Here is a 26,744-nt window from a genome sequence, read left to right on the forward strand (position 1 = left end):
TCTGTATTTAGAGTGCGATTATATCAAATTAGGTATTTATTCGCTTGATTGAGTAATTGGGCTGAGGTTGATAGCATAAAAAAACGCCCTCATTTCGAGGACGTTTTAGTTGTTTTAACTAATATTAAGCAATCTAGATAATATTTATACCCTGTTCAATATAAAGAGTTTCCGTAATACCATTCTGGGTCTGAACATAAACATTATAGGTATGTGCTTCACCTAAAGGATCAGTAGCTGGAGGAGTAGCAGTAGTATCTTCAGTCCATCCATTATCTAAGTCAATGGTATTATCAGATCCAGTTTGATTAATAAAAATCTCACTTATATCATCATTAGTACCATCACTCTTCATAATATCAGTCCACTCCAAATCATAACTAGCATCAGTGCCTGCAAGCTGAACTACTTCAACATTGTTAATAGCTATGTCGTTAGCACCACCTCTATTATCACCCGTTAAGTTTAATATATCAGTACCATCACCACCATCTACAAGTGACCCAGAAGCATCATTGAAGTAACCGAGATTTATTGTGTCATCTCCAGCTCCTAAGTTAATATTTGAATTACCTTCTAAGTTTCCTCCAATAATAACTGTATCATCACTAGCTCCAGTAGTCATTATACTATTCTCACCAAAGTTTGCTGTCATTGATATCATATCCTCACCAGAACCGGTAATAATAGTTGAAAAATTCTCACCTAGTGAATTAGTTCCATAAGCATTAACACCACCATTAAGAATATTAATAGTATTATTACCATCACCTAAGTTTATATTTGAACTAGATATATCAGTTGCACCTGTAGATCCAGATACTTCAAGATAGTCAGCCCCAGTACCAGTTATGATTACATTGTAATCGATATCACCACCACTATATATTGAGTTGTCACCGTCACCAAGATTCACATTCCAACCTCTTGGATCTGATCTTTGACCCCCGTCTAAAGTTCGAATTACATCATCACCTGATCCAGCTGTAACATCAACATAATAAGTATAATCTGCACCTGTGAGAATAAAACTATTGTTACCCTCACCTAGATTTATCTTAGTTCGGTTATTAATATTACTAACTAAAGAATCAGCATATACAATATCATTACCTGTGCCCATCTGGATTGAGACGCCACTATTAATGTTACCTGTCAGGTTTAACACGTCGTCACCTGCACCAGTATCCACTAAGAAACGCCCATTAGCACCGCCATAGCTACTGATAGCACCTTCAATGAAGATAATATCTGAATTTGAAGTAAAGTTCGTTTTATACGTCGTTATATTACCATTAACTATCGTATTGTCCGCAGGGTCTGTAAAGGCATTTGAACCGCCCTTTGGTAAGTCTTCAGCATTAAAATTATTTGCCCCAGAATTCGGATCATTATAATCAAAATAGTAGAAGCTGATATCCGCAGAAGGTACATTACCTGCTTTATCTACAAACCCTATCGCTAAAGGATCATCCGTAGCACCGCTAATCGGTTGTTTGGGATTGGCGTTGTTTAAATTATCTATGTCGTTTCTGGCATTAAAGGCATCTCGTTGAGAAGAACTTAATTGTAACGTCCACACAGTATCAGCAGTAACCGGTGTAGAGACTCTTTGATCGCCTTGACCAACGTATACAGTACCGTCCTCTAGAGATATCCCAGTTAGAACGCCAGTACTAGCGTTATAGCCTGTAATGATTGGCGTTTCTGATACAGTGTCTAACTCAAATTCAGTAACTTCAGACGTTATTAAGTTAGGGTTAGTAATGACAGGATCATTGACTAATACAGCCTCATAACGGTAGTTTCTATCGATACCTCCATCCATGAGAACATCTTCGAAGGTATAGATAGTGGGATCAGAGCTGTTTATTATCAAACCTGAAGTTGAACTGGCTATTACCCCTTCCTCTACCCATTCACCATCACCCCTTTGATAAGAGCGAACAAGATTCAGCACTTGGAAGTCTGAAGCTATGTTTTTGTCAAGATGAATAGTTATGGTAGGAGTATTATCATTGGTTAAACCTTCTAGTAAGGCATTTCCAACAACTCCTGACTCAGTTTCAGAGACCACACCTATATAATTACCTGTAACTTCATCGATAACCGTTGCACTACCTTGAGGATTAGTATTTGCATCTAGCTCTTCTGCAACACCATCACCGTCGGTATCTACTAAATCTGTCAAATCATCGGTAACAGTAATCTTAGTCACTTGAGCAGGGTCTAATAATTGAATAGGTAGTGACCCTGTTCCTGCAGTTTCATTACCTGCAGTATCAACTGTTTTCACAGTGAAAGTAGCTTTAGTTTCAGAAATAGGAACATTATCTAGTGTCCACGTATTATCTGCAGCTACTGCAGCTGTTCCTTGAACGACCGTAGTGTCTACACCATTTACAGTCGTTGTTTTATAAACTACAACTGATTCTCCAGCTTTTAACGATTCTGACAATGTTCCGTTAAGGGTAACAGAGCTATCATCGGTTACTATTGAGGTACTTGTGTCACTGGTAACATCACCTTGGTCATCCATGTAGGAGACAATAGTCGCTTTCGCTGTTGGCGCTTCATTATCAATAACCACTGCTTGTTTAGCGATCGTACCAGCATTACCTGCACTATCTACCACACGGAATTCAATGGTTGTAGAGGCTGTTAGATTGCCATCATCAATACTTACTGCAGTTCCATTGATATTATTGGCATCAACAGCGCTCCAGGTCGCACCTGCATCATTACTATATTGCAGTGTCTCACCGGTTACTAACGCTTTACTCAACGTAGCCGCTACGGTTAGACCATTATTGTCACTGGTAATAAAGTCTTCATCTGATACACCTGTATCTTCTGTAATGGAATCAATAATAATCGTGGTATCAGGCGCTGTTGTATCAACTGTAAGCTTAAACTCTGATGAGGCAGTTCCGACGTTACCCGCTGCATCTTCAATCTTAGCAATATAGGTATACTCGCCTTCAATCAGCGTCGTTGGGGCATAAGTAAAGCCTGTACGACCTGGATTTACGGCAGCTTCTGCTAATCGAGTACCGTTAGCATCATATATAGCAACGATGTCTGTATCTGCTAGACCACTAACTGAACCATTTAATACCGGTGTTTTGTCATTGGTAGACGTTCCAGTTCCATAGTTACCTGTTAGTGGATCAACATTATCGGTATAGGTATCAATACTGATGCTGTTACCAGTAGTAGGTCCATCTGTATCAATAACCACTGGTTGTTTAGCGGTTGTACCGGCATTACCTGCACTATCTACCACACGGAATTCAATGGTCGTAGAGGCTTTTAAATTGTCATCATCAATACTCACAGCTGTGCCAGTAATATTAGCTGGGTTAACGTCTGTCCATGTTGCACCTTCATCATTGCTATATTGCAGTGTCTCACCGGTTACTAACGCTTTACTTAATGTAGCTGCTACGGTTAGACCATCATTATCACTGGTGATAAAGTCTTCATTTGATACACCTGTATCTTCTGTAATGGAGTCAATAATAATAGTGGTATCAGGCGCTGTTGTATCAACGGCAAGCTTAAACTCTGATGAGGCAGTTCCGACGTTACCCGTTGCATCTTCAATCTTAGCAATATAGGTATACTCGCCTTCAATCAGCGTCGTTGGGGCATAAGTAAAGCCTGTACGACCTGGATTTAGGGCAGCTTCTCCTAATCGAGTACCGCTAGCATCATATATAGCAACGATGTCTGTATCTGCTAAACCACTAACTGAACCATTTAATACCGGTGTTTTGTCATTGGTAGAGCTGCCACTATTAAAGTCCCCTGTTAATGGCGCAACATTATCGGTATAGGTATCAATGCTAATGCTGTTACCAATAGTAGGTCCATCCGTATCAATAATCACTGTTTGTGTAGCGGTTGTACCGGCATTACCTGCACTATCTACCACACGGAATTCAATGGTTGTAGAGGCTGTTAGATTGCCATCATCAATACTTACTGCAGTTCCATTGATATTAGTTGATTCAACTGTACTCCAAGTGGTGCCCGCATCATTACTATATTGCAGTGTCTCACCGGTTACTAACGCTTTACTCAACGTAGCCGCTACGGTTAGACCATTATTGTCACTGGTAATAAAGTCTTCATCTGATACACCTGTATCTTCTGTAATGGAGTCAATAATAATCGTGGTATCAGGCGCTGTTGTATCAACTGTGAGCTTAAACTCTGATGAGGCAGTTCCGACGTTACCCGCTGCATCTTCAATCTTAGCAATATAACTATAAGAAGCACCTGCTGTAAGGGGTGGTAATTGATATGTAAATTTAGTACCACCTGCTGTATCTAAAGTAGCTTCTCCTAATCGAATACCGTTAGCATCATATATGGCAACGATGTCTGTATCAGCTAAACCACTAACTGAACCATTTAATAACGGTGTTTTGTCATTGGTAGAGCTACCACTATTAAAGTCCCCTGTCAATGGATCAACATTATCAGTATAGGTATCAATACTTACGCTGTTGTTGTCAGTCGGCGCGTCGGTATCAATGGTAACTAATTGTTCAGCAGTAGCCCCTATGTTTCCACCACTTCCTACTACTCGGAATTTAATAGTTGTGGTACTAGTAAGCCCACTGTCAGCAATACTTACTGCAGTTCCATTGATATTAGTTGAATCAACTGTACTCCAAGTGGTGCCCGCATCATTACTATATTGCAGTGTCTCACCGGTTACTAACGCTTTACTTAATGTAGCTGCTACAGTTAAGCCATCATTATCACTGGTAATGAAGTCATTATCTGATACCCCAGTGTCTTCAGTTATTGAGTTAATAAGAAGAGTTCCTTCGGGAACCGAGGTATCTACACTAATATTAAATTCATCGGATGTAGTACCTGCGGTACCTGCTGCATCTTCAATCTTGGCTACATAAGTATAAGTACCATCATTCAATGCCGAAGGAGTGAACGTAAATCCAGTATTACCTGGTTTGAGTGTTGCTTCTCCTAAACGATTGTCATTTCCATCGTAGATAACAACTATATCTGTAGTACCTAGACCACTAACTGAACCATTTAATACCGGTGTTTTGTCATTGGTAGACGTTCCAGTTCCATAGTTACCTGTTAGTGGATCAACATTATCGGTATAGGTATCAATACTGATGCTGTTACCAGTAGTAGGTCCATCTGTATCAATAACCACTGCTTGTTTAGCGATCGTACCAGCATTACCTGCACTATCTACCACACGGAATTCAATGGTTGTAGAGGCTGTTAGATTGCCATCATCAATACTTACTGCAGTTCCATTGATATTATTGGCATCAACAGCGCTCCAGGTCGCACCTGCATCATTACTATATTGCAGTGTCTCACCGGTTACTAACGCTTTACTCAACGTAGCCGCTACGGTTAGACCATTATTGTCACTGGTAATAAAGTCTTCATCTGATACACCTGTATCTTCTGTAATGGAATCAATAATAATCGTGGTATCAGGCGCTGTTGTATCAACTGTAAGCTTAAACTCTGATGAGGCAGTTCCGACGTTACCCGCTGCATCTTCAATCTTAGCAATATAGGTATACTCGCCTTCAATCAGCGTCGTTGGGGCATAAGTAAAGCCTGTACGACCTGGATTTACGGCAGCTTCTGCTAATCGAGTACCGTTAGCATCATATATAGCAACGATGTCTGTATCTGCTAGACCACTAACTGAACCATTTAATACCGGTGTTTTGTCATTGGTAGACGTTCCAGTTCCATAGTTACCTGTTAGTGGATCAACATTATCGGTATAGGTATCAATACTGATGCTGTTACCAGTAGTAGGTCCATCTGTATCAATAACCACTGGTTGTTTAGCGGTTGTACCGGCATTACCTGCACTATCTACCACACGGAATTCAATGGTCGTAGAGGCTTTTAAATTGTCATCATCAATACTCACAGCTGTGCCAGTAATATTAGCTGGGTTAACGTCTGTCCATGTTGCACCTTCATCATTGCTATATTGCAGTGTCTCACCGGTTACTAACGCTTTACTTAATGTAGCTGCTACGGTTAGACCATCATTATCACTGGTGATAAAGTCTTCATTTGATACACCTGTATCTTCTGTAATGGAGTCAATAATAATAGTGGTATCAGGCGCTGTTGTATCAACGGCAAGCTTAAACTCTGATGAGGCAGTTCCGACGTTACCCGTTGCATCTTCAATCTTAGCAATATAGGTATACTCGCCTTCAATCAGCGTCGTTGGGGCATAAGTAAAGCCTGTACGACCTGGATTTAGGGCAGCTTCTCCTAATCGAGTACCGCTAGCATCATATATAGCAACGATGTCTGTATCTGCTAAACCACTAACTGAACCATTTAATACCGGTGTTTTGTCATTGGTAGAGCTGCCACTATTAAAGTCCCCTGTTAATGGCGCAACATTATCGGTATAGGTATCAATGCTAATGCTGTTACCAATAGTAGGTCCATCCGTATCAATAATCACTGTTTGTGTAGCGGTTGTACCGGCATTACCTGCACTATCTACCACACGGAATTCAATGGTTGTAGAGGCTGTTAGATTGCCATCATCAATACTTACTGCAGTTCCATTGATATTAGTTGATTCAACTGTACTCCAAGTGGTGCCCGCATCATTACTATATTGCAGTGTCTCACCGGTTACTAACGCTTTACTCAACGTAGCCGCTACGGTTAGACCATTATTGTCACTGGTAATAAAGTCTTCATCTGATACACCTGTATCTTCTGTAATGGAGTCAATAATAATCGTGGTATCAGGCGCTGTTGTATCAACGGCAAGCTTAAACTCTGATGAGGCAGTTCCGACGTTACCCGCGGCATCTTCAATCTTAGCAATATAGGTATAAGAAGCACCTGCTGTAAGGAGTGGTAATTGATATGTAAATTTAGTACCACCTGCTGTATCTAAAGTAGCTTCTCCTAATCGAATACCGTTAGCATCATATATGGCAACGATGTCTGTATCAGCTAAACCACTAACTGAACCATTTAATAACGGTGTTTTGTCATTGGTAGAGGTTCCCGTGCCAAAATTACCTGTTTGTGGCTCAATATTATCAGTATAGGTATCAATACTTACGCTGTTGTTGTCAGTCGGTGCGTCGGTATCGATTGTAACAACTTGACTATCTGTAGGTCCTATGTTGCCAGCAGCATCTACAATTCGTGCTCTAACTGTATACTCACCTTGTGATAAAGTATTCAAAGTATTGTCAAAAGACCAACTCTTACCACTAAATGAAGCATCAACCCATGTTGTGCCACCATCTAAACTAATTTGAACTTTTTCACCATCCGGTAAAGCATTTGCTAAGGTGCCTTTGAACTGTAAAGTTTGATCATTAGTAATAAAGTCATTTGCTTCACGGCCTGTATCCTCAGTTATACTACTAATGTTAATAGTATTATTTGTAGGAGCTGTAGTATCTAAATTAATTACATAGTCTGATGAGAACTGGCCTGGATTACCTGAACTATCTTCTACACGGGCTGTATAAGTATAATTCTCACCATCTTGTAAATTTTTATCTTCAAAGCTCCAATTTTGATTAGTAACTTTGGCAACACCAACCCTAACTTCATCACGGTAAACTGCCACTACTTCACCAACATCTAACGTTTCACTGATTGTACCTTGTATTTCAGGTGTTATATCATTAGTGAAACCTCCATTTGCTACATTTCCTACAACTGGGATTACATTATCAATTACTGTTGTGATCTCAATAGTCTGAGTTGGTACGGTTGTGTCTACGCTAATACTATAAGATGGTGAGGTAACACTTTGATTGCCACCAGCGGTATCAACACGAGCTGTATACTCATAGGTATTGCCATTTTCTAAACCAGTGTCATCGAATGTCCATGTGGTGTCTGTTACGGTCGCTTCTCCAATAACTTCTCCGTCACGCAATACGACAACTTTCTCAGATCCTGTTAATGCTGTTGATATAGAGCCTGTAATTTGCGGTGTCACATCATTGGTTGAACCCCCATTGGCTACTACACCGGTTTGTGGGGCTTGGTCATCTATAACTGATAATATCTGTACAGATTGGTTTGAACCACTGGTGTCGATTGAAATTGAGTATTCGTTCGATGATGTACCTTGGTTACCCGCCGCATCTTCAACGCGTGCTGTGTAGTCATAAGTTGAACCACTTGATAGGCTTGCATCAGTGAAGGTCCAGTCTGTACCTGTAACTTTTGCTTCACCAACTTTTTCTGAACCACGGTAAACTGCGACAACTTCACCATCAGTTAATGCTTCGCTGATCGTGCCTTGTATTTCTGGTGTGTCATCATTGGTATAACCGCCATCTGTGACCTCACCTAATCCTGGAGCAACATTATCTACAACAGTTGTGATCGCTGTAGTTTGGGTCGGTGCTACTGTGTCTACAGTTATGCTATATGGTTGAGAGGTTGGGCTTTGATTGCCACCTGCTGTATCAATACGTGCAGTGTACTCATAAGTATTCCCATTCTCTAAACCAGTATCGTTATAGGTCCAAGTAGTACCGTCTACTGTGGCATTACCAATCACTTCACCATCACGTAACACAACAACTTTCTCAGATCCTGTCAAAGCAGTTGAGATAGAGCCTGTGATCTGTGGCGTGGTATCGTTTGTATCCTCTCCATTGGCCACTACACCAGTTTGTGGGGCTTGGTCATCTATAACTGATAATATCTGTACAGATTGGTTTGAACCACTGGTGTCGATTGAAATTGAGTATTCGTTCGATGATGTACCTTGGTTACCCGCCGCATCTTCAACGCGTGCTGTGTAGTCATAAGTTGAACCACTTGATAGGCTTGCATCAGTGAAGGTCCAGTCTGTACCTGTAACTTTTGCTTCGCCAACTTTTTCTGAACCACGGTAAACTGCGACAACTTCACCATCAGTTAATGCTTCGCTGATCGTGCCTTGTATTTCTGGTGTGTCATCATTGGTATAACCGCCATCTGCTACTTCACCTAATCCTGGAGCAACATTATCTACAACGGTTGTGATCGCTGTAGTTTGGGTCGGTGCTACTGTGTCTACAGTTATGCTATATGGTTGAGAGGTTGGGCTTTGATTGCCACCTGCTGTATCAATACGTGCAGTGTACTCATAAGTATTCCCATTCTCTAAACCAGTATCGTTATAGGTCCAAGTAGTACCGTCTACTGTGGCATTACCAATCACTTCGCCATCACGTAATACAACAACAGTCTCTGAACCTGTCAAGGCTGTAGAGATAGAGCCGGTAATCTGCGGCGCTGTATCGTTGGTCTCTTCGCCGTTTTTAACCACACCAGTTTGCGGATCAACATCGTCAACCACTGATAAGATCTGTACAGATTGATTTGAACCACTGGTGTCGATTGAAATTGAGTATTCGTTCGATAAGGCACCTTGGTTACCTGCCCCGTCTTCAACGCGTGCTGTGTAGTCATAAGTTGAACCACTTGATAGGCTTGCATCAGTGAAGGTCCAGTCTGTACCTGTAACTTTTGCTTCGCCAACTTTTTCTGAACCACGGTAAACTGCGACAACTTCACCATCAGTTAATGCTTCGCTGATCGTGCCTTGTATTTCTGGTGTGTCATCATTGGTATAACCGCCATCTGTGACCTCACCTAATCCTGGAGCTACGTTATCAATTACGGTTGTGATCGTTGTTTCTTGTGTTGGTGCTGTTGTGTCTACAGTTATGCTATATGGTTGAGAGGTTGGGCTTTGATTGCCACCTGCTGTATCAATACGTGCAGTGTACTCATAAGTATTCCCATTCTCTAAACCAGTATCGTTATAGGTCCAAGTAGTACCGTCTACTGTGGCATTACCAATCACTTCGCCATCACGTAACACAACAACTTTCTCAGATCCTGTCAAAGCAGTTGAGATAGAGCCTGTGATCTGTGGCGTGGTATCGTTTGTATCCTCTCCATTGGCCACTACACCGGTTTGTGGGGCTTGGTCATCTACAACTGATAATATCTGTACAGATTGGTTTGAACCACTGGTATCAATTGAAATTGAGTATTCGTTCGATGATGTACCTTGGTTACCCGCCGCATCTTCAACGCGTGCTGTGTAGTCATAAGTTGAGCCACTCGATAAACTGGCATCAGTAAAGCTCCAGTCTGTACCTGTAACTTTTGCTTCGCCAACTTTTTCTGAACCACGGTAAACTGCAACAACTTCACCATCGGTCAATGCTTCACTAATCGTACCTTGTATCTCTGGTGTGTCATCATTGGTATAACCGCCATCTGCTACTTCACCTAATCCTGGAGCTACGTTATCAATTACGGTTGTGATCGTTGTTTCTTGTGTTGGTGCTGTTGTGTCTACTTCAATAATATAACTATTGGATTCTCCACCTGCTATACCTGCCGAATTTCTTACTAAAGCTGTATATTCATAACTTGTATTGTCGATCAAACCACTATCACTTATGGTCCAGTCTGTTCCAGTTACTTGAGCTTCACCAATTTCTACACCATCACGAAGAACAATAACTACTTCATCAGGATTTAAATTAGCACTTATTGTTCCTTCAATAACTGGATCTGTGTCATTGGTTGATTCCCCGCTATTAATAACACCTATATTTGGAGTAACATCATCTTGAACTTTAGTAATTGTAATGCTTTGAGTTGGCCCTCCAGTATCAACATTAATTGAATAGGAGTTAGAGGTTTCGCTGAAATTACCTGCAGCGTCTTCAATTCGAGCAGTGTATTCGTAGTTCGACCCACTTGCTAATCCACTATCCTCGAAACTCCATGCAGTATTATTTACAGTTGCTTCTCCGACTTTGTTACCATCACGATAAATTGCTACAATTTCATTTTCATCTAAAACTGTATCCAAAGTTCCTTCTAAAGTCGGAGTAGTATCATCGGTTGTATCACCACTACTGACATTCCCTTCTTGAGGCGCAACGTTATCAATTACATTAGTAATAACTACTTCTTGAGTTGGAGAAGTTGTATCTAATTTGATACTATAGTCTGCAGAAATCGCACCGCGGTTACCTGCGGCATCTTCTACGCGTGCGGTATAGATGTACGTTTCACCGTCCTTAAGACCGCTGTCATCAAATGTCCAAGTCGTACCGTCTACTGTGGCCCTACCTACTTCTGCGCCATCACGTAATACGACAACTTCTTCGCCATCTTCCAAGGCTTTACTGATCGTACCCTCTACTAGGGGGGCTGTATCGTTTGTGATGCCGCCATTAGACACCATGCCTGTTTGCGGTACAAAATCATCTACAACATTTGTGATAACAACTGACTGAGTCGGTGCTGTGGTATCTATGTTAATGGCATAGTTATTCGATACAGTACCCTGATTACCAGCTGCATCTTCAACGCGTGCTGTGTAGGTATAGCTCTCCCCATCAACCACACCAATGTCTTCAATACTCCATGTGGTGTTAGTAACGGCTGCTGACCCTACTTTAACGCCATTACGGTAGACTGCAACGACTTCACCTTCGTTGAGGACACTACTGATTGTGCCTTCAATGGTTGGCGTCACGTCATTGGTTAAGCCACCATCAGATACGGTACCGGTTTGCGGTGCCACATCGTCAATAACGTTGGTAATCTGTGTCTCTTGAGTTGGTGCACTGGTGTCTAATTCGATACTATAGTCTGCAGAAATTGCACCACGGTTACCCGCAGCATCTTCTACGCGTGCGGTATAAATATAGCTTTCGCCATCAACTAAACCGCTGTCATCAAATGTCCAAGTCGTACCGTCTACTGTGGCCCTACCTACTTCTGCGCCATCACGTAATACGACAACTTCTTCGCCATCTTCCAAGGCTTTACTGATCGTACCCTCTACTAGGGGGGCTGTATCGTTTGTAATGCCGCCATTAGACACCATGCCTGTTTGCGGTACAAAATCATCTACAACATTTGTGATAACAACTGACTGAGTCGGTGCTGTGGTATCTATGTTAATGGCATAGTTATTCGATACAGTACCCTGATTACCAGCTGCATCTTCAACGCGTGCTGTGTAGGTATAGCTCTCCCCATCAACCACACCAATGTCTTCAATACTCCATGTGGTGTTAGTAACGGCTGCTGACCCTACTTTAACGCCATCACGGTAGACTGCAACGACTTCACCTTCGTTGAGGACACTACTGATTGTGCCTTCAATGGTTGGCGTCACGTCATTGGTTAAGCCACCATCAGATACGGTACCGGTTTGCGGTGCCACATCGTCAATAACGTTGGTAATCTGTGTCTCTTGAGTTGGTGCACTGGTGTCTAATTCGATACTATAGTCTGCAGAAATTGCACCACGGTTACCCGCAGCATCTTCTACGCGTGCGGTATAAATATAGCTTTCGCCATCAACTAAACCGCTGTCATCAAATGTCCAAGTCGTACCGTCTACTGTGGCCCTACCTACTTCTGCGCCATCACGTAATACGACAACTTCTTCGCCATCTTCCAAGGCTTTACTGATCGTACCCTCTACTAGGGGGGCTGTATCGTTTGTGATGCCGCCATTAGACACCATGCCTGTTTGCGGTACAAAATCATCTACAACATTTGTGATAACAACTGACTGAGTCGGTGCTGTGGTATCTATGTTAATGGCATAGTTATTCGATACAGTACCCTGATTACCAGCTGCATCTTCAACGCGTGCTGTGTAGGTATAGCTCTCCCCATCAACCACACCAATGTCTTCAATACTCCATGTGGTGTTAGTAACGGCTGCTGACCCTACTTTAACGCCATCACGGTAGACTGCAACGACTTCACCTTCGTTGAGGACACTACTGATTGTGCCTTCAATGGTTGGCGTCACGTCATTGGTTAAGCCACCATCAGATACGGTACCGGTTTGCGGTGCCACATCGTCAATAACGTTGGTAATCTGTGTCTCTTGAGTTGGTGCACTGGTGTCTAATTCGATACTATAGTCTGCAGAAATTGCACCACGGTTACCCGCAGCATCTTCTACGCGTGCGGTATAAATATAGCTTTCGCCATCAACTAAACCGCTGTCATCAAATGTCCAAGTCGTACCGTCTACTGTGGCCCTACCTACTTCTGCGCCATCACGTAATACGACAACTTCTTCGCCATCTTCCAAGGCTTTACTGATCGTACCCTCTACTAGGGGGGCTGTATCGTTTGTGATGCCGCCATTAGACACCATGCCTGTTTGCGGTACAAAATCATCTACAACATTTGTGATAACAACTGACTGAGTCGGTGCTGTGGTATCTATGTTAATGGCATAGTTATTCGATACAGTACCCTGATTACCAGCTGCATCTTCAACGCGTGCTGTGTAGGTATAGCTCTCCCCATCAACCACACCAATGTCTTCAATACTCCATGTGGTGTTAGTAACGGCTGCTGACCCTACTTTAACGCCATTACGGTAGACTGCAACGACTTCACCTTCGTTGAGGACACTACTGATTGTGCCTTCAATGGTTGGCGTCACGTCATTGGTTAAGCCACCATCAGATACGGTACCGGTTTGCGGTGCCACATCGTCAATAACGTTGGTAATCTGTGTCTCTTGAGTTGGTGCACTGGTGTCTAATTCGATACTATAGTCTGCAGAAATTGCACCACGGTTACCCGCAGCATCTTCTACGCGTGCGGTATAAATATAGCTTTCGCCATCAACTAAACCGCTGTCATCAAATGTCCAAGTCGTACCGTCTACTGTGGCCCTACCTACTTCTGCGCCATCACGTAATACGACAACTTCTTCGCCATCTTCCAAGGCTTTACTGATCGTACCCTCTACTAGGGGGGCTGTATCGTTTGTGATGCCGCCATTAGACACCATGCCTGTTTGCGGTACAAAATCATCTACAACATTTGTGATAACAACTGACTGAGTCGGTGCTGTGGTATCTATGTTAATGGCATAGTCATTCGATACAGTACCCTGATTACCAGCTGCATCTTCAACGCGTGCTGTGTAGGTATAGCTCTCCCCATCAACCACACCAATGTCTTCAATACTCCATGTGGTGTTAGTAACGGCTGCTGACCCTACTTTAATGCCATCACGGTAGACTGCAACGACTTCACCTTCGTTGAGGACACTACTGATTGTGCCTTCAATGGTTGGCGTCACGTCATTGGTTAAGCCACCATCAGATACGGTACCGGTTTGCGGTGCCACATCGTCAATAACGTTGGTAATCTGTGTCTCTTGAGTTGGTGGTGTGGTGTCCCCTGTCACAGTTGTATCGGCTGTATTACCTGCATCGTCTTTTGTGGTTGCGGTCACATCTTTACTGGTATCCACTTGGTCTTCAGGTATCTTGATTTCACCAGTGTCTTTATCTACTGTAACACCCTCAGGTAGTGGATCTGCCGTTGTCCATTCACCCGTTTCTGGGTCTTTGGTGGCAACAATAGTCTGGTCGTTACCTTCTTCATCTTTGTAATCGACAGACACTTCGCTGCTGTCATCACCAGTAGGGGTTACAGTAACCGCACCTTCTGGGGATACGTCAATATTTGGCTCGGCTGGTGGCTGTGTGTCAACGCCGACGGTGGTTGATGGGGCATCACCACTGACGTTACCAGCAGCATCTTTGACGTTATAGCTAAGCTCGTGTTCACCGTCAGTGAGTTCTGTTGTTGGGGTTAAGGTGATGCTACCGTCTTCATTGGTGACTGAGGTCGATGGCACAACGTCTCCATCGACTACTAATTGCGGTGTTTCACCTGATTGTAGTTGATCAGCGGGTATGGTTACACTTGGTGTGTTGTCATTGGTCTTATCGCCATCAGCAATGGCTTCTGCTGGGTCAAGTACATCGCCTGAACCATCGTTGGCGACATTGTCTGTCACAACTGGTGCATTCTCTGGCGTTGCTGGTGGTGTGGTATCTTTAGGTGCATCATCATTATCATCGTCATTCGCTAATGCAGCACCTATAGCAGCTAAACCTGCAAGACCCACTAACCAAGGTAGCCATGCAAAGCCGCCGTCATCTGTTGCCCCAATCCAATAAGGGGTTTGATACGCATTACCCCCTAACGCTTGTCCTTCGACATCTCCTGCGGCAAGTTCAGTAACAAAGTCGGCTACTTCACCCGTATCTGGCACATAGTAATAGTAGCTACCATCTTCTGCTAAGCCAATAAGGGCACTGTCCGCTTCATCATAATAGCCTTCTATGATTAGGTCGCTGTCTTGTCCTGATTCTTCCATTGATACATGCAGGTCTTTGCCCACACGTTTGGTAATAATATGATCTGGCGCTAGGCCGGTAGCTTGATCAACAAGTTCATAGTTGACTTTGTTTGTGGCTTTGATGACGGTTGGCTGACCGTCTTTGGTCACAACTTGATGCTCAGCTATGGTTTGTGCGGCATCGTTTACTTTTACAATAATCGTTTTCATGTTTGATCCTTAGATTCGCTTTTTATTTTTTTAAAATACTTTTATTTGGTAGCACTAACGGTTGCGACAACGCGGCGGTTGTTGTAACGGCCTTCTGGTGTGGCATTGGTGTCAACTGGTCTAGTTTCACCAAAGCCTTGTGTTTGTAGTCGATTTGGTGCGATACCATATTTGGTAACCAACTCTTGTTTAACCGCTTGGGCACGCTCTTGTGATAGCTTCATGTTGTAGCTGTCTGAGCCCATACTGTCGGTATGGCCTTCAATGATAGTCGTAGTGTCAGGGTATTTGTTCATGAAGTCAGCAACGGCTTGAATACGGCTATTGAACATGGGTTGTACAACGGCTTTGTCAAATTCAAACAGCACTTCTAGATTGATTGGTTTGTCTATTTCGACCTTCACAGGTTGTGGCTCAGGCTCTGGGGCTTGTCTAACAATGGCTGGACAGTCACGAACCACACGGCTGATTTGATGGACTTGCTGTTTTTGATCAGCAAGTAGATTTTGAGCGTAGTCTGCTTCTAAAAGGCTTAGTTTTGGTTGAGCAGTGTTGTCATCAATGTCAACATAGATGTAGTGATTGCGCTGAGGGGTAAGTTCGATAGGAGTGGTCGCAGAGGTATTGCTGAGGTCGTTTGTTTTAGCGCCGGTAGGCATTACGGTGATATTGTGTTGACCGCTGCAGTAAACTACTTGAGAGTAGTGACCTGGCTGCAAGCTGACTTGAAAGCGTCCGTCTACTGAGATGTTGGCACTGGTTTGTAAACCGTCGTTATCTAGAGGGCGGATAAAGATAAGGTTGGCTTCGTTCTCTGCTAGTGCGTCTGTACTGATGGTTTTAAAACTGGCATCGCCTGATTTTTGCCATCCAATTAAGTCCACTTGTCGGGTGTCGGCAGCTTGGGCTGTTTGTGTTAGACCAAAAAGCGCTGAAAACAGTGCTGTGGCCAGTATGCTAGTCTTCAAGCCTTTATTAGCTTTTAAGTTTTTCATAGATAATTCCTTAAATTGACAATGATTAATTACTTTTATTGACTTTAACAACCTTACACAATTGTATTCTTATCTAAATTATTCCTATCTTCGGTTTATTGAATTGCTAACTATAAAAAATACTTTTAATTAAATTATTAAGAGTTTATACATAAAAATACTTTTAATTATTAATATACAATTAAGATTATAGTAATAAATATCTGATTTTATTCGATATTCTTTATCATCTAAAAGTTAAATATCTATTCAGATTATAATTTAGAAAACCTATACAGCTAAATAAGTCTATCTATACTCTTATCAAGTATAATTAAGTTTACAAGATATACAATATCGCTTTGTTATATTTACTAAATAAATACACAGAAATAAAAGAGCTTAAATGGAAGATAATAATAAATATAATAAAATCAAAAACTTACACTATATTACTCAGAAAATTAATTTTAATTAAAAAATTTTTTCTATAAATAAATTTTATAAAATTATTTTTTATGATTGAGTTATTAATGTATTTTTTAACGATTTATTAAATATAATTTCTGTCTTATCTCACCGCATAAATTACTAAATAACTATTTATTATTAATAAGAAATTAATGAAAGTATATTTAGTTTAGAAAGTTATATATATTAACTACACTAATATTTTAAATAAATTTAATTTATTAATATATATCTTTATATCAGTTATAAATAAGTAACTATAGGCAGGCTAATATCGAGAAAAAGTGAACAATAACTGAAGATTACGCCAGTTACATGCATTAACATCCTGAATAACGGAAGACGTAAATTGTATAATTACAAATAATAAGAGAGATAAAGGATATCTTTTGCGCTCTATAAATCAGATAGTATAGAATGCTGCTTATCCACTTAATTTGTTTAACTGGGACATCAGATACATGCCGCCAAAACCATCTTCCTCACTAAAAAAATGGCTCCCTGCAATCTTGCTTGCCCTTGCATTGCATCTTGTGGTCATTATCGTACTATGGAATAGTCAAAAGCAGCCATCACCAACTGCTAACAGCGATAAAGCCATTGCTTCACAGCCGCAAGCTGATGGTACGGCTCAAGAAGCCATTGGAACTAATGGTACAGACGTAGTAGCTACACTCACAGATACTAACTCTGTTGAGAATTCAACAGATGATAAAGAGGATACTGATGAAGAATCTGATAATAATAAAACAGCACAAGTTGATGATTCAGAGTCAGAGGGTTCTAAATCTGAGCAGTCTACTCAGACAACAACCACTGCAGATAAAACCAATGTAGAAAAAGCGGCATCTAAACGAGCAGAGCAAGCGATAGTTAACAACAATAATGCTACTCCTGATAACGCCTCTCAAGCGCCCCTTAATGAATTCTCGGTATAATGGACAAAATTCAGGCTGACACCCCCTTTAAAGCTATATACTATAAGTATTTGCAAGGATTGAAAGCCATGAATCAAAAAACTGCCCTTTTTGTGGTGAAAAACACACGAAAAAGAATGGTTATAAATCAGGGAAACAGCAGTACAAATGCCTTGTTTGTAATCGGCAGTTTTTAGGTGGCAGGCGGCTCAATAATACAACTTTGTGGCAAGAATATACTCAAGGTAAACAGACTTATAAACAACTTGCTCATAAGTATGGCTGTAGCATAAAGACCATACAAAGGCGACTAGATACAATTGAGATAAAGTCACTTAATAAGCTACCTACTCGTGCCAACATAGTGATGGACACGACCTACTTTGGTAGAACATTTGGCTTAATGGTATTTCTCGACTATACAAGCAAAGCGGTATTACACCACCGTATTATTCACTATGAGACCAACGCTCTGTATAAACTGGGAATAGAGCATATAAAATCACAAGGCATTGATATCACTAGCATTACTTGCGATGGAAGACGAGGTCTTAATGCTTTGTTTAAAGATATACCAATACAAATGTGCCAGTTTCATCAGCTACAGATCATCACTCGATACTTAACTCGTAGGCCTCAAAATATCGCAAGTATTGCACTTAGACAGCTAGCTTTAAATATAAAGGATTATGATAAGACAACCTTCATTCAAGCTCTAGATAGTTGGTATTTGACTCATGAGGACTACTTAAATGAGCGTAGTACCAATATAGATACTGGTAAGACTTGGTACACCCATAAGCGTCTTAGAAGTGCTTATAGAAGCTTGCGAGTAAATAGTGATTGGTTATTCACTTCTAGAAAATTAGATGACTTAAACATTCCAAATACAACTAATTCTCTAGAAGGTTTGTTTAGCGAGTTAAAACGACAATTAAGTAGTCATAATGGGCTCAATAAACAACGTAAGCTTAAGTTTATTAACAACTTTTTAATGACATACTCTGCAGGTTAGCCTGAATTTTGTCCATTAGAGACTAACCGCTCGTTTTTAGCCTGAATTTTGTCCATTACACCGAATTCTCAGAATGATGCATATAGTAATGCCAACGTAGGGTTCGTGCAAAGGTTTCTAATTATTAGAATTAGTCTCATAAAAAAACACCCCTAGCTTGGCTAGAGGTGCCTTTCGAACGTTATGTTTTAAGATTAATTTATTGAATTGTTAATACAAAGCGTGCTTATATTTTATAGACACCTTTGCTAAACAGATTTAGATAACAACTATTCCTTGTTCAATATAGACATCATTTGAGTTATCAGTCGCATAGGAGTGATGATAAACATCATAGGTGACGCCATCAACATTAGTCGTATCTGCTTTCGTCCAAGTACCACCAGTAGCATCATCCAGTTTCGCTTTATTTGCGCCATCGCTATTCCAGTTGGTAGAGCCTAAATCAACTTTACTTAGCTCATTACCTTGGATATATAATGCACCCTCACGGTCTGAATCTTGAACTAGGTCATCAAATCGAACGTCAATGACATTTTGACCATTTAGTTCAATATGCTCAAAGCCGGTGATGTTCTTAGTAGAGGCGTTGGTTTCATGAACATACTGGCTAACTAAGTGATCATTATCACTAAAGTCTAGTACTAATGTATCTTCACCTTCACCGCCACTGATCTTACCGTGCATTTTCTTACCACTAAATACAACAGTATCATCACCGGCACCTGCTTCTACAGCGACATGATTATAATAGGTGTAGGTATTGAAGTTATCCCCTAAGTCGATATGATCATCTCCAGAACCTGCAGTGATCTTAGAGTAGTGATACATGCCATCGACGCTAATATCATTATTACCTTCGCCTAAGTGCACCTTAGAGTCATGGTACATATTACCAGCGATTGTCACTGTGTCATCACCTGCTCCTAAATCTGCAGTAGCCACATTCCAAGTTGAACCACCAACTGTTAGTGTGTCGTTGCCATTACCTGTGACGATCTTCGAACGATCTTCTAGAGCATCATGGACATTGATGACGTTATTACCATCACCCAAGTCAATAATTGAGCGATCTTCAGTATCATCACCGATGTTTAATACATCATCACCACTACCTGTGCGTAACGACGAGTAACCATCCATATCATCACCAATAGTGATGGTATTATTACCTTCACCTAGGTTCACATCAGCATAATTAGCAATAGCGTAACCCACTGTCAACGTATCATTGCCATTACCTGTTTTGATCGTACTATGGTCTTCTACAGTACTACGAATAGTAACAACGTTATTACCATCGCCTAAATCGACTGAAGAGTAGTCTTCCGTGTCATCACCGATAGTCAGCACATCGTCACCACTACCTGTAATCACTTTAGCCTGACCGTCTAAGTCATCACCAATCGTGACAGTATTTGTGCCTTCACCAAGATCAATGATACTAGCCCCTTCAACGTAAGTACCAATTGTCACATTATCATTACCAGCACCGCCAAACACATGACCGAAATCATATAAACCAGCTTCACCTAGATTACAAGTGATGGTTAGATTATTAATATCGCCTGTACTATCGACTGTATTAGCCGCTTCAACATCATAAGGGTTCGCATATTCAGTACGCCCAGCCCCTAGATCGATAACACCACCGTCATCCATCTCACCATAGACAGTCACATTATCACTTCCGCTACCGGTAAAGATACGTCCACCATCAATACCCCATCCGGTAACTTTGCCATTACCATTACCACCGACCACAACGGTATCATTGCCAGTTTCGGTATAGATAAAGCTACGTGCCTCAGGATTTGTCTTAGCTTGACTCAGTACTGAATCCATCTCACCTTGAACATAGTAAGTGTCATCGCCTGAACCTAATTTCGCTACGGTAAATGCATTTTGATCTTCACGAATGTGTACCAAATCATTACCCGCATAGGTCTCCATGGTCCAAACTACGTTTCCATCACCACCGTCACGTTCGAAATCACCATCCCAAGGAGAGATAACTAGATTACCTTGATTATCAAACCCTTCATAACCAATATAGATATAATCATTTAGGATGCCAGTTTCATAGTTGATCTGGTCACCATAACAACCACCGTATTTACCACGTTGGTCTGATGGACCTTGACTGTCTGTTAAGTTAGCTCCTAAATGCCATAAGAAGATAGGTGCAGCATCAGGAATAGTTAAATCAACCACCGCAGCATCTTGTGCAACAGGTGATACATTACCTACTTGATCGGTAACAGTCGCAGTAACTTCAATTTGCGCGCCATCTACGGCAGGGAGGCTACTCTGATAGCCACTATCGATAATGTCTTGAGTAATCTCTATCTCTTGACCATTCACCGTTAATATATCACCCACCTCAGCATCAGGACCAACTGTGACAGTATAGTTAATGTTGCCTTCATCATCTGTCGTATCAGTCGCATTTTCAAGATAAGTCACGATACCATCATTATTCGCATCTTCCGTAATCACAACCGTAGGCGCTAACACACTAGTATCAACACCATATGGCTTAGTGGCGCTTACTGGGGAGGTGTTACCGGCAGCATCAGTGGCATCAACGACCACATCAATCGTGGTATCAGCGTCTGCTGCTAAATCAGAGCCTGGTACGTCAATGGTGAAGCTACCATCAGCGGCAACGGTGCCGGTGAATGGTTTGTCATTGACGGTAAGGGTAACAGTATCGCCCTCGACGTATTCACCGGTTACGGTACCTTTTACTGGAATGTCTTGTTCGGCTTCTTGAGCATTAATCACGTCATCTGCTGTGATTGGGTCAACAGCGATTTGGGTGCTGTCAGCGGTTGGACCTTTAGTGTCGACGGTATACGCATGATCCGCTGTCGCTGTGTTTGAGTTGCCCGCAGCATCGACTGTAGTGATCACGGCGTTAACATTGGTGTCAGCGGCTAGATCTGAACCTGGTACGTTAATGCTGTAAGTACCATCGGCTGCTACGCTGCCTGTAAACTCAGTTCCGTTTACGGTTAGGGTGACGGTATCGCCTGCGTTGAATTCACCGGTTACGGTGCCGCTTACTGGGATGTCTTGCTGGGCTTCTTCAGCATTAATAACATCATCGGCTGTGATAGCGCCAATGCTGATAGCAAGCTCAGGTGCTGCGGTATCAACACCATATGGCTTAGTGGTGCTTACTGGAGCCGTGTTACCGGCAGCATCAGTGGCATCAACGACCACATCAATCGTGGTATCAGAGTCTGCTGCTAAGTCAGAGCCTGGTACGTCAATGGTGAAGCTACCATCAGCGGCAACGGTGCCGGTGAATGGTTTGTCGTTCACGGTAAGGGTAACAGTATCGCCCTCGACGTATTCACCGGTTACGGTACCTTTTACTGGAATGTCTTGTTCGGCTTCTTGAGCATTAATCACGTCATCTGCTGTGATTGGGTCAACAGCGATTTGGGTGCTGTCAGCGGTTGGACCTTTAGTGTCGACGGTATACGCATGATCCGCTGTCGCTGTGTTTGAGTTGCCCGCAGCATCGACTGTAGTGATCACGGCGTTAACATTGGTGTCAGCGGCTAGATCTGAACCTGGTACGTTAATGCTGTAAGTACCATCGGCTGCTACGCTGCCTGTAAACTCAGTTCCGTTTACGGTTAGGGTGACGGTATCGCCTGCGTTGAATTCACCGGTTACGGTGCCGCTTACTGGGATGTCTTGCTGGGCTTCTTCAGCATTAATAACATCATCGGCTGTGATAGCGCCAATGCTGATAGCAAGCTCAGGTGCTGCGGTATCAACACCATATGGCTTAGTGGTGCTTACTGGAGCCGTGTTACCGGCAGCATCAGTGGCATCAACGACCACATCAATCGTGGTATCAGAGTCTGCTGCTAAGTCAGAGCCTGGTACGTCAATGGTGAAGCTACCATCAGCGGCAACGGTGCCGGTGAATGGTTTGTCGTTCACGGTAAGGGTAACAGTATCGCCCTCGACGTATTCACCGGTTACGGTACCTTTTACTGGAATGTCTTGTTCGGCTTCTTGAGCATTAATCACGTCATCTGCTGTGATTGGGTCAACAGCGATTTGGGTGCTGTCAGCGGTTGGACCTTTAGTGTCGACGGTATACGCATGATCCGCTGTCGCTGTGTTTGAGTTGCCCGCAGCATCGACTGTAGTGATCACGGCGTTAACATTGGTGTCAGCGGCTAGATCTGAACCTGGTACGTTAATGCTGTAAGTACCATCGGCTGCTACGCTGCCTGTAAACTCAGTTCCGTTTACGGTTAGGGTGACGGTATCGCCTGCGTTGAATTCACCGGTTACGGTGCCGCTTACTGGGATGTCTTGCTGGGCTTCTTCAGCATTAATAACATCATCGGCTGTGATAGCGCCAATGCTGATAGCAAGCTCAGGTGCTGCGGTATCAACACCATATGGCTTAGTGGTGCTTACTGGAGCCGTGTTACCGGCAGCATCAGTGGCATCAACGACCACATCAATCGTGGTATCAGAGTCTGCTGCTAAGTCAGAGCCTGGTACGTCAATGGTGAAGCTACCATCAGCGGCAACGGTGCCGGTGAATGGTTTGTCGTTCACGGTAAGGGTAACAGTATCGCCCTCGACGTATTCACCGGTTACGGTACCTTTTACTGGAATGTCTTGTTCGGCTTCTTGAGCATTAATCACGTCATCTGCTGTGATTGGGTCAACAGCGATTTGGGTGCTGTCAGCGGTTGGACCTTTAGTGTCGACGGTATACGCATGATCCGCTGTCGCTGTGTTTGAGTTGCCCGCAGCATCGACTGTAGTGATCACGGCGTTAACATTGGTGTCAGCGGCTAGATCTGAACCTGGTACGTTAATGCTGTAAGTACCATCGGCTGCTACGCTGCCTGTAAACTCAGTTCCGTTTACGGTTAGGGTGACGGTATCGCCTGCGTTGAATTCACCGGTTACGGTGCCGCTTACTGGGATGTCTTGCTGGGCTTCTTCAGCATTAATAACATCATCGGCTGTGATAGCGCCAATGCTGATAGCAAGCTCAGGTGCTGCGGTATCAACACCATATGGCTTAGTGGCGCTTACTGGGGAGGTGTTACCGGCAGCATCAGTGGCATCAACGACCACATCAATCGTGGTATCAGCGTCTGCTGCTAAATCAGAGCCTGGTACGTCAATGGTGAAGCTACCATCAGCGGCAACGGTGCCGGTGAATGGTTTGTCGTTCACGGTAAGGGTAACAGTATCGCCCTCGACGTATTCACCGGTTACGGTACCTTTTACTGGAATGTCTTGTTCGGCTTCTTGAGCATTAATCACGTCATCTGCTGTGATTGGGTCAACAGCGATTTGGGTGTTGTCAGCGGTTGGACCTTTAGTGTCGACGGTATACGCATGATCCGCTGTCGCTGTGTTTGAGTTGCCCGCAGCATCGACTGTAGTGATCACGGCGTTAACATTGGTGTCAGCGGCTAGATCTGAACCTGGTACGTTAATGCTGTAAGTACCATCGGCTGCTACGCTGCCTGTAAACTCAGTTCCGTTTACGGTTAGGGTGACGGTATCGCCTGCGTTGAATTCACCGGTTACGGTGCCGCTTACTGGGATGTCTTGCTGGGCTTCTTCAGCATTAATAACATCATCGGCTGTGATAGCGCCAATGCTGATAGCAAGCTCAGGTGCTGCGGTATCAACACCATATGGCTTAGTGGCGCTTACTGGGGAGGTGTTACCGGCAGCATCAGTGGCATCAACGACCACATCAATCGTGGTATCAGCGTCTGCTGCTAAATCAGAGCCTGGTACGTCAATGGTGAAGCTACCATCAGCGGCAACGGTGCCGGTGAATGGTTTGTCATTGACGGTAAGGGTAACAGTATCGCCCTCGACGTATTCACCGGTTACGGTACCTTTTACTGGAATGTCTTGCTCGGCTTCTTGAGCATTAATCACGTCATCTGCTGTGATTGGGTCAACAGCGATTTGGGTGCTGTCAGCGGTTGGACCTTTAGTGTCGACGGTATACGCATGATCCGCTGTCGCTGTGTTTGAGTTGCCCGCAGCATCGACTGTAGTGATCACGGCGTTAACATTGGTGTCAGCGGCTAGATCTGAACCTGGTACGTTAATGCTGTAAGTACCATCGGCTGCTACGCTGCCTGTAAACTCAGTTCCGTTTACGGTTAGGGTGACGGTATCGCCTGCGTTGAATTCACCGGTTACGGTGCCGCTTACTGGGATGTCTTGCTGGGCTTCTTCAGCATTAATAACATCATCGGCTGTGATAGCGCCAATGCTGATAGCAAGCTCAGGTGCTGCGGTATCAACACCATATGGCTTAGTGGCGCTTACTGGGGAGGTGTTACCGGCAGCATCAGTGGCATCAACGACCACATCAATCGTGGTATCAGCGTCTGCTGCTAAATCAGAGCCTGGTACGTCAATGGTGAAGCTACCATCAGCGGCAACGGTGCCGGTGAATGGTTTGTCATTGACGGTAAGGGTAACAGTATCGCCCTCGACGTATTCACCGGTTACGGTACCTTTTACTGGAATGTCTTGTTCGGCTTCTTGAGCATTAATCACGTCATCTGCTGTGATTGGGTCAACAGCGATTTGGGTGCTGTCAGCGGTTGGACCTTTAGTGTCGACGGTATACTCTTTAGTCGCTTTGATAACACCAGTATTACCAGAATCATCTGTAGCTACAACTTGACCGTCAATAGTCGTATCACTATCAGCCTCTAAATCGCTACCTGGTACGTCAATTGCGAATCTACCATCAGCAGCGACTGTACCTGTGAAAGATTTGTCATTCACAGTAAGCGTAACCTCATCACCTGCATTAAATACACCATCAACGGTACCTGTTACAGTAATAGGTGCATCAGCTTCAGTGGCATTAACAACGTTATCTTCAGTGATGTCATCAATAACCAGTGTTGTGGTATCGTCAGTTGGTCCATCAGTATCAGCATTAGGTGCCGTACCAGTTGCATTAGGTCCTTGATTGCCAGCGCTGTCAGTGACATTAGCGACTACATCAGTACCTGGTTCAACCTCAACACTTTGACCGTCATCTAAAATATCTTGAGTAACGGGATAATCAACACCATTAATAGTTAGTGTATCACCAATTTCAGTACCTGCAGGAACAGTAACCGTCGCTGTCACTGTACCATCTGGACCCACTTCTTCAGCATTATAGATACCATCAGCACCCGGATCTACAAAGCTAATGACTGGTTCATCAGGTGCAGTCGTGTCTGCAGGTGCGACAGGTTGAGTTGCCGTATCACCTGTATTACCTGCAATATCAGTAATGCTGGCGGTAATTTCAGTCCCAGGTGTCACCTCTATGTTAAACCCATTATCAATCATTTCTTGAGTAATAGAGTAATCTACACCGTTGATGGTTAAAGTATCACCGAGTTTGGTAGTCTCAAATTCATTGGAAGAAGTAGGCAGAGTAATAGTCGCAGTTACTGTACCATCTGGACCTATTTCTTCACTATTATATACACCATCTGCACCTGGATCTTCTACACTGATGGTAGGTGTTAAGGGTTGAGTGGTATCGACATTGAAATCTAAATCAAACCGGTCACCTACTTCAAGAGTCTCACCATTAAGATAGCCATTAGCTCTTATTCTTATTTGAGCAGGTCCGTTAAAATCAGGTATAGCCCTCACTGTTCCAGTCCAGCTTTGTCCATTGTCAGTTGTAACAAAATCATTAACTATTACACCAGTTAGACGTAAATCATTAACATCAAAGTCTATAACGGTAGTATCAAATACAATCGTTAAAGTTGTTTCACCATTAGCAGACAGATTGTCATCTGCTAATTCAAATGTTCTTATGCTAGTACTCATCTTTTAAATCCTTTAGTAAATAATTGTTTTGCAATAGT

General features: G+C 43.0%; 5 protein-coding genes. 2 read left to right on the top strand and 3 right to left on the bottom strand.

Annotation, left to right across the window (positions count from 1 at the left end; genetic code table 11):
* Positions 1-133 precede the first annotated feature (133 nt).
* Positions 134-15,454, bottom strand: coding sequence for an Ig-like domain-containing protein (locus AC2SLO_RS09470; protein ID WP_495637067.1), 15,321 nt, complete (start codon positions 15,452-15,454; stop codon positions 134-136).
* 41 nt (positions 15,455-15,495) lie between these two features.
* The gene (locus AC2SLO_RS09475) at positions 15,496-16,449 is read right to left on the bottom strand and encodes an OmpA family protein (RefSeq protein ID WP_486543885.1); all 954 of its coding nucleotides are present in this window, start codon (positions 16,447-16,449) and stop codon (positions 15,496-15,498) included.
* A 911-nt stretch (positions 16,450-17,360) separates the two neighbouring features.
* Between AC2SLO_RS09475 and AC2SLO_RS09480 the strand changes: the two genes are divergently transcribed.
* Both AC2SLO_RS09480 and AC2SLO_RS09485 read left to right on the top strand, forming a co-directional pair.
* Positions 17,361-17,837 carry a hypothetical protein gene (locus AC2SLO_RS09480; protein ID WP_495637068.1) on the top strand — a complete coding sequence of 159 codons (477 nt, stop codon included), beginning with the start codon at positions 17,361-17,363 and terminating at the stop codon, positions 17,835-17,837.
* Positions 17,838-17,895: 58 nt separating this feature from the next.
* A complete protein-coding gene (locus tag AC2SLO_RS09485) occupies positions 17,896-18,831 on the top strand; it encodes an IS256 family transposase, variant Zn-binding type (protein ID WP_495637099.1) in 936 nt (311 codons plus the stop codon).
* Positions 18,832-19,089: 258 nt separating this feature from the next.
* Here the strand turns inward: AC2SLO_RS09485 and AC2SLO_RS09490 are convergent, their stop codons facing one another.
* A complete protein-coding gene (locus tag AC2SLO_RS09490) occupies positions 19,090-26,706 on the bottom strand; it encodes an Ig-like domain-containing protein (protein ID WP_495637069.1) in 7,617 nt (2,538 codons plus the stop codon).
* Between the last annotated feature and the right edge of the window lie 38 nt (positions 26,707-26,744).

It is taken from the genome of Psychrobacter sp. CX14 (genome assembly GCF_057396205.2).

Excerpts from the sequence above, each read along its gene's own strand:
- AC2SLO_RS09470 (WP_495637067.1), bottom strand. The coding sequence starts at position 15,454 with ATGAAAACGATTATTGTAAAAGTAAACGATGCCGCACAAACCATAGCT.
- AC2SLO_RS09490 (WP_495637069.1), bottom strand. The coding sequence starts at position 26,706 with ATGAGTACTAGCATAAGAACATTTGAATTAGCAGATGACAATCTGTCT.
- AC2SLO_RS09480 (WP_495637068.1), top strand. The coding sequence starts at position 17,361 with ATGCCGCCAAAACCATCTTCCTCACTAAAAAAATGGCTCCCTGCAATC.
- AC2SLO_RS09475 (WP_486543885.1), bottom strand. The coding sequence starts at position 16,449 with ATGAAAAACTTAAAAGCTAATAAAGGCTTGAAGACTAGCATACTGGCC.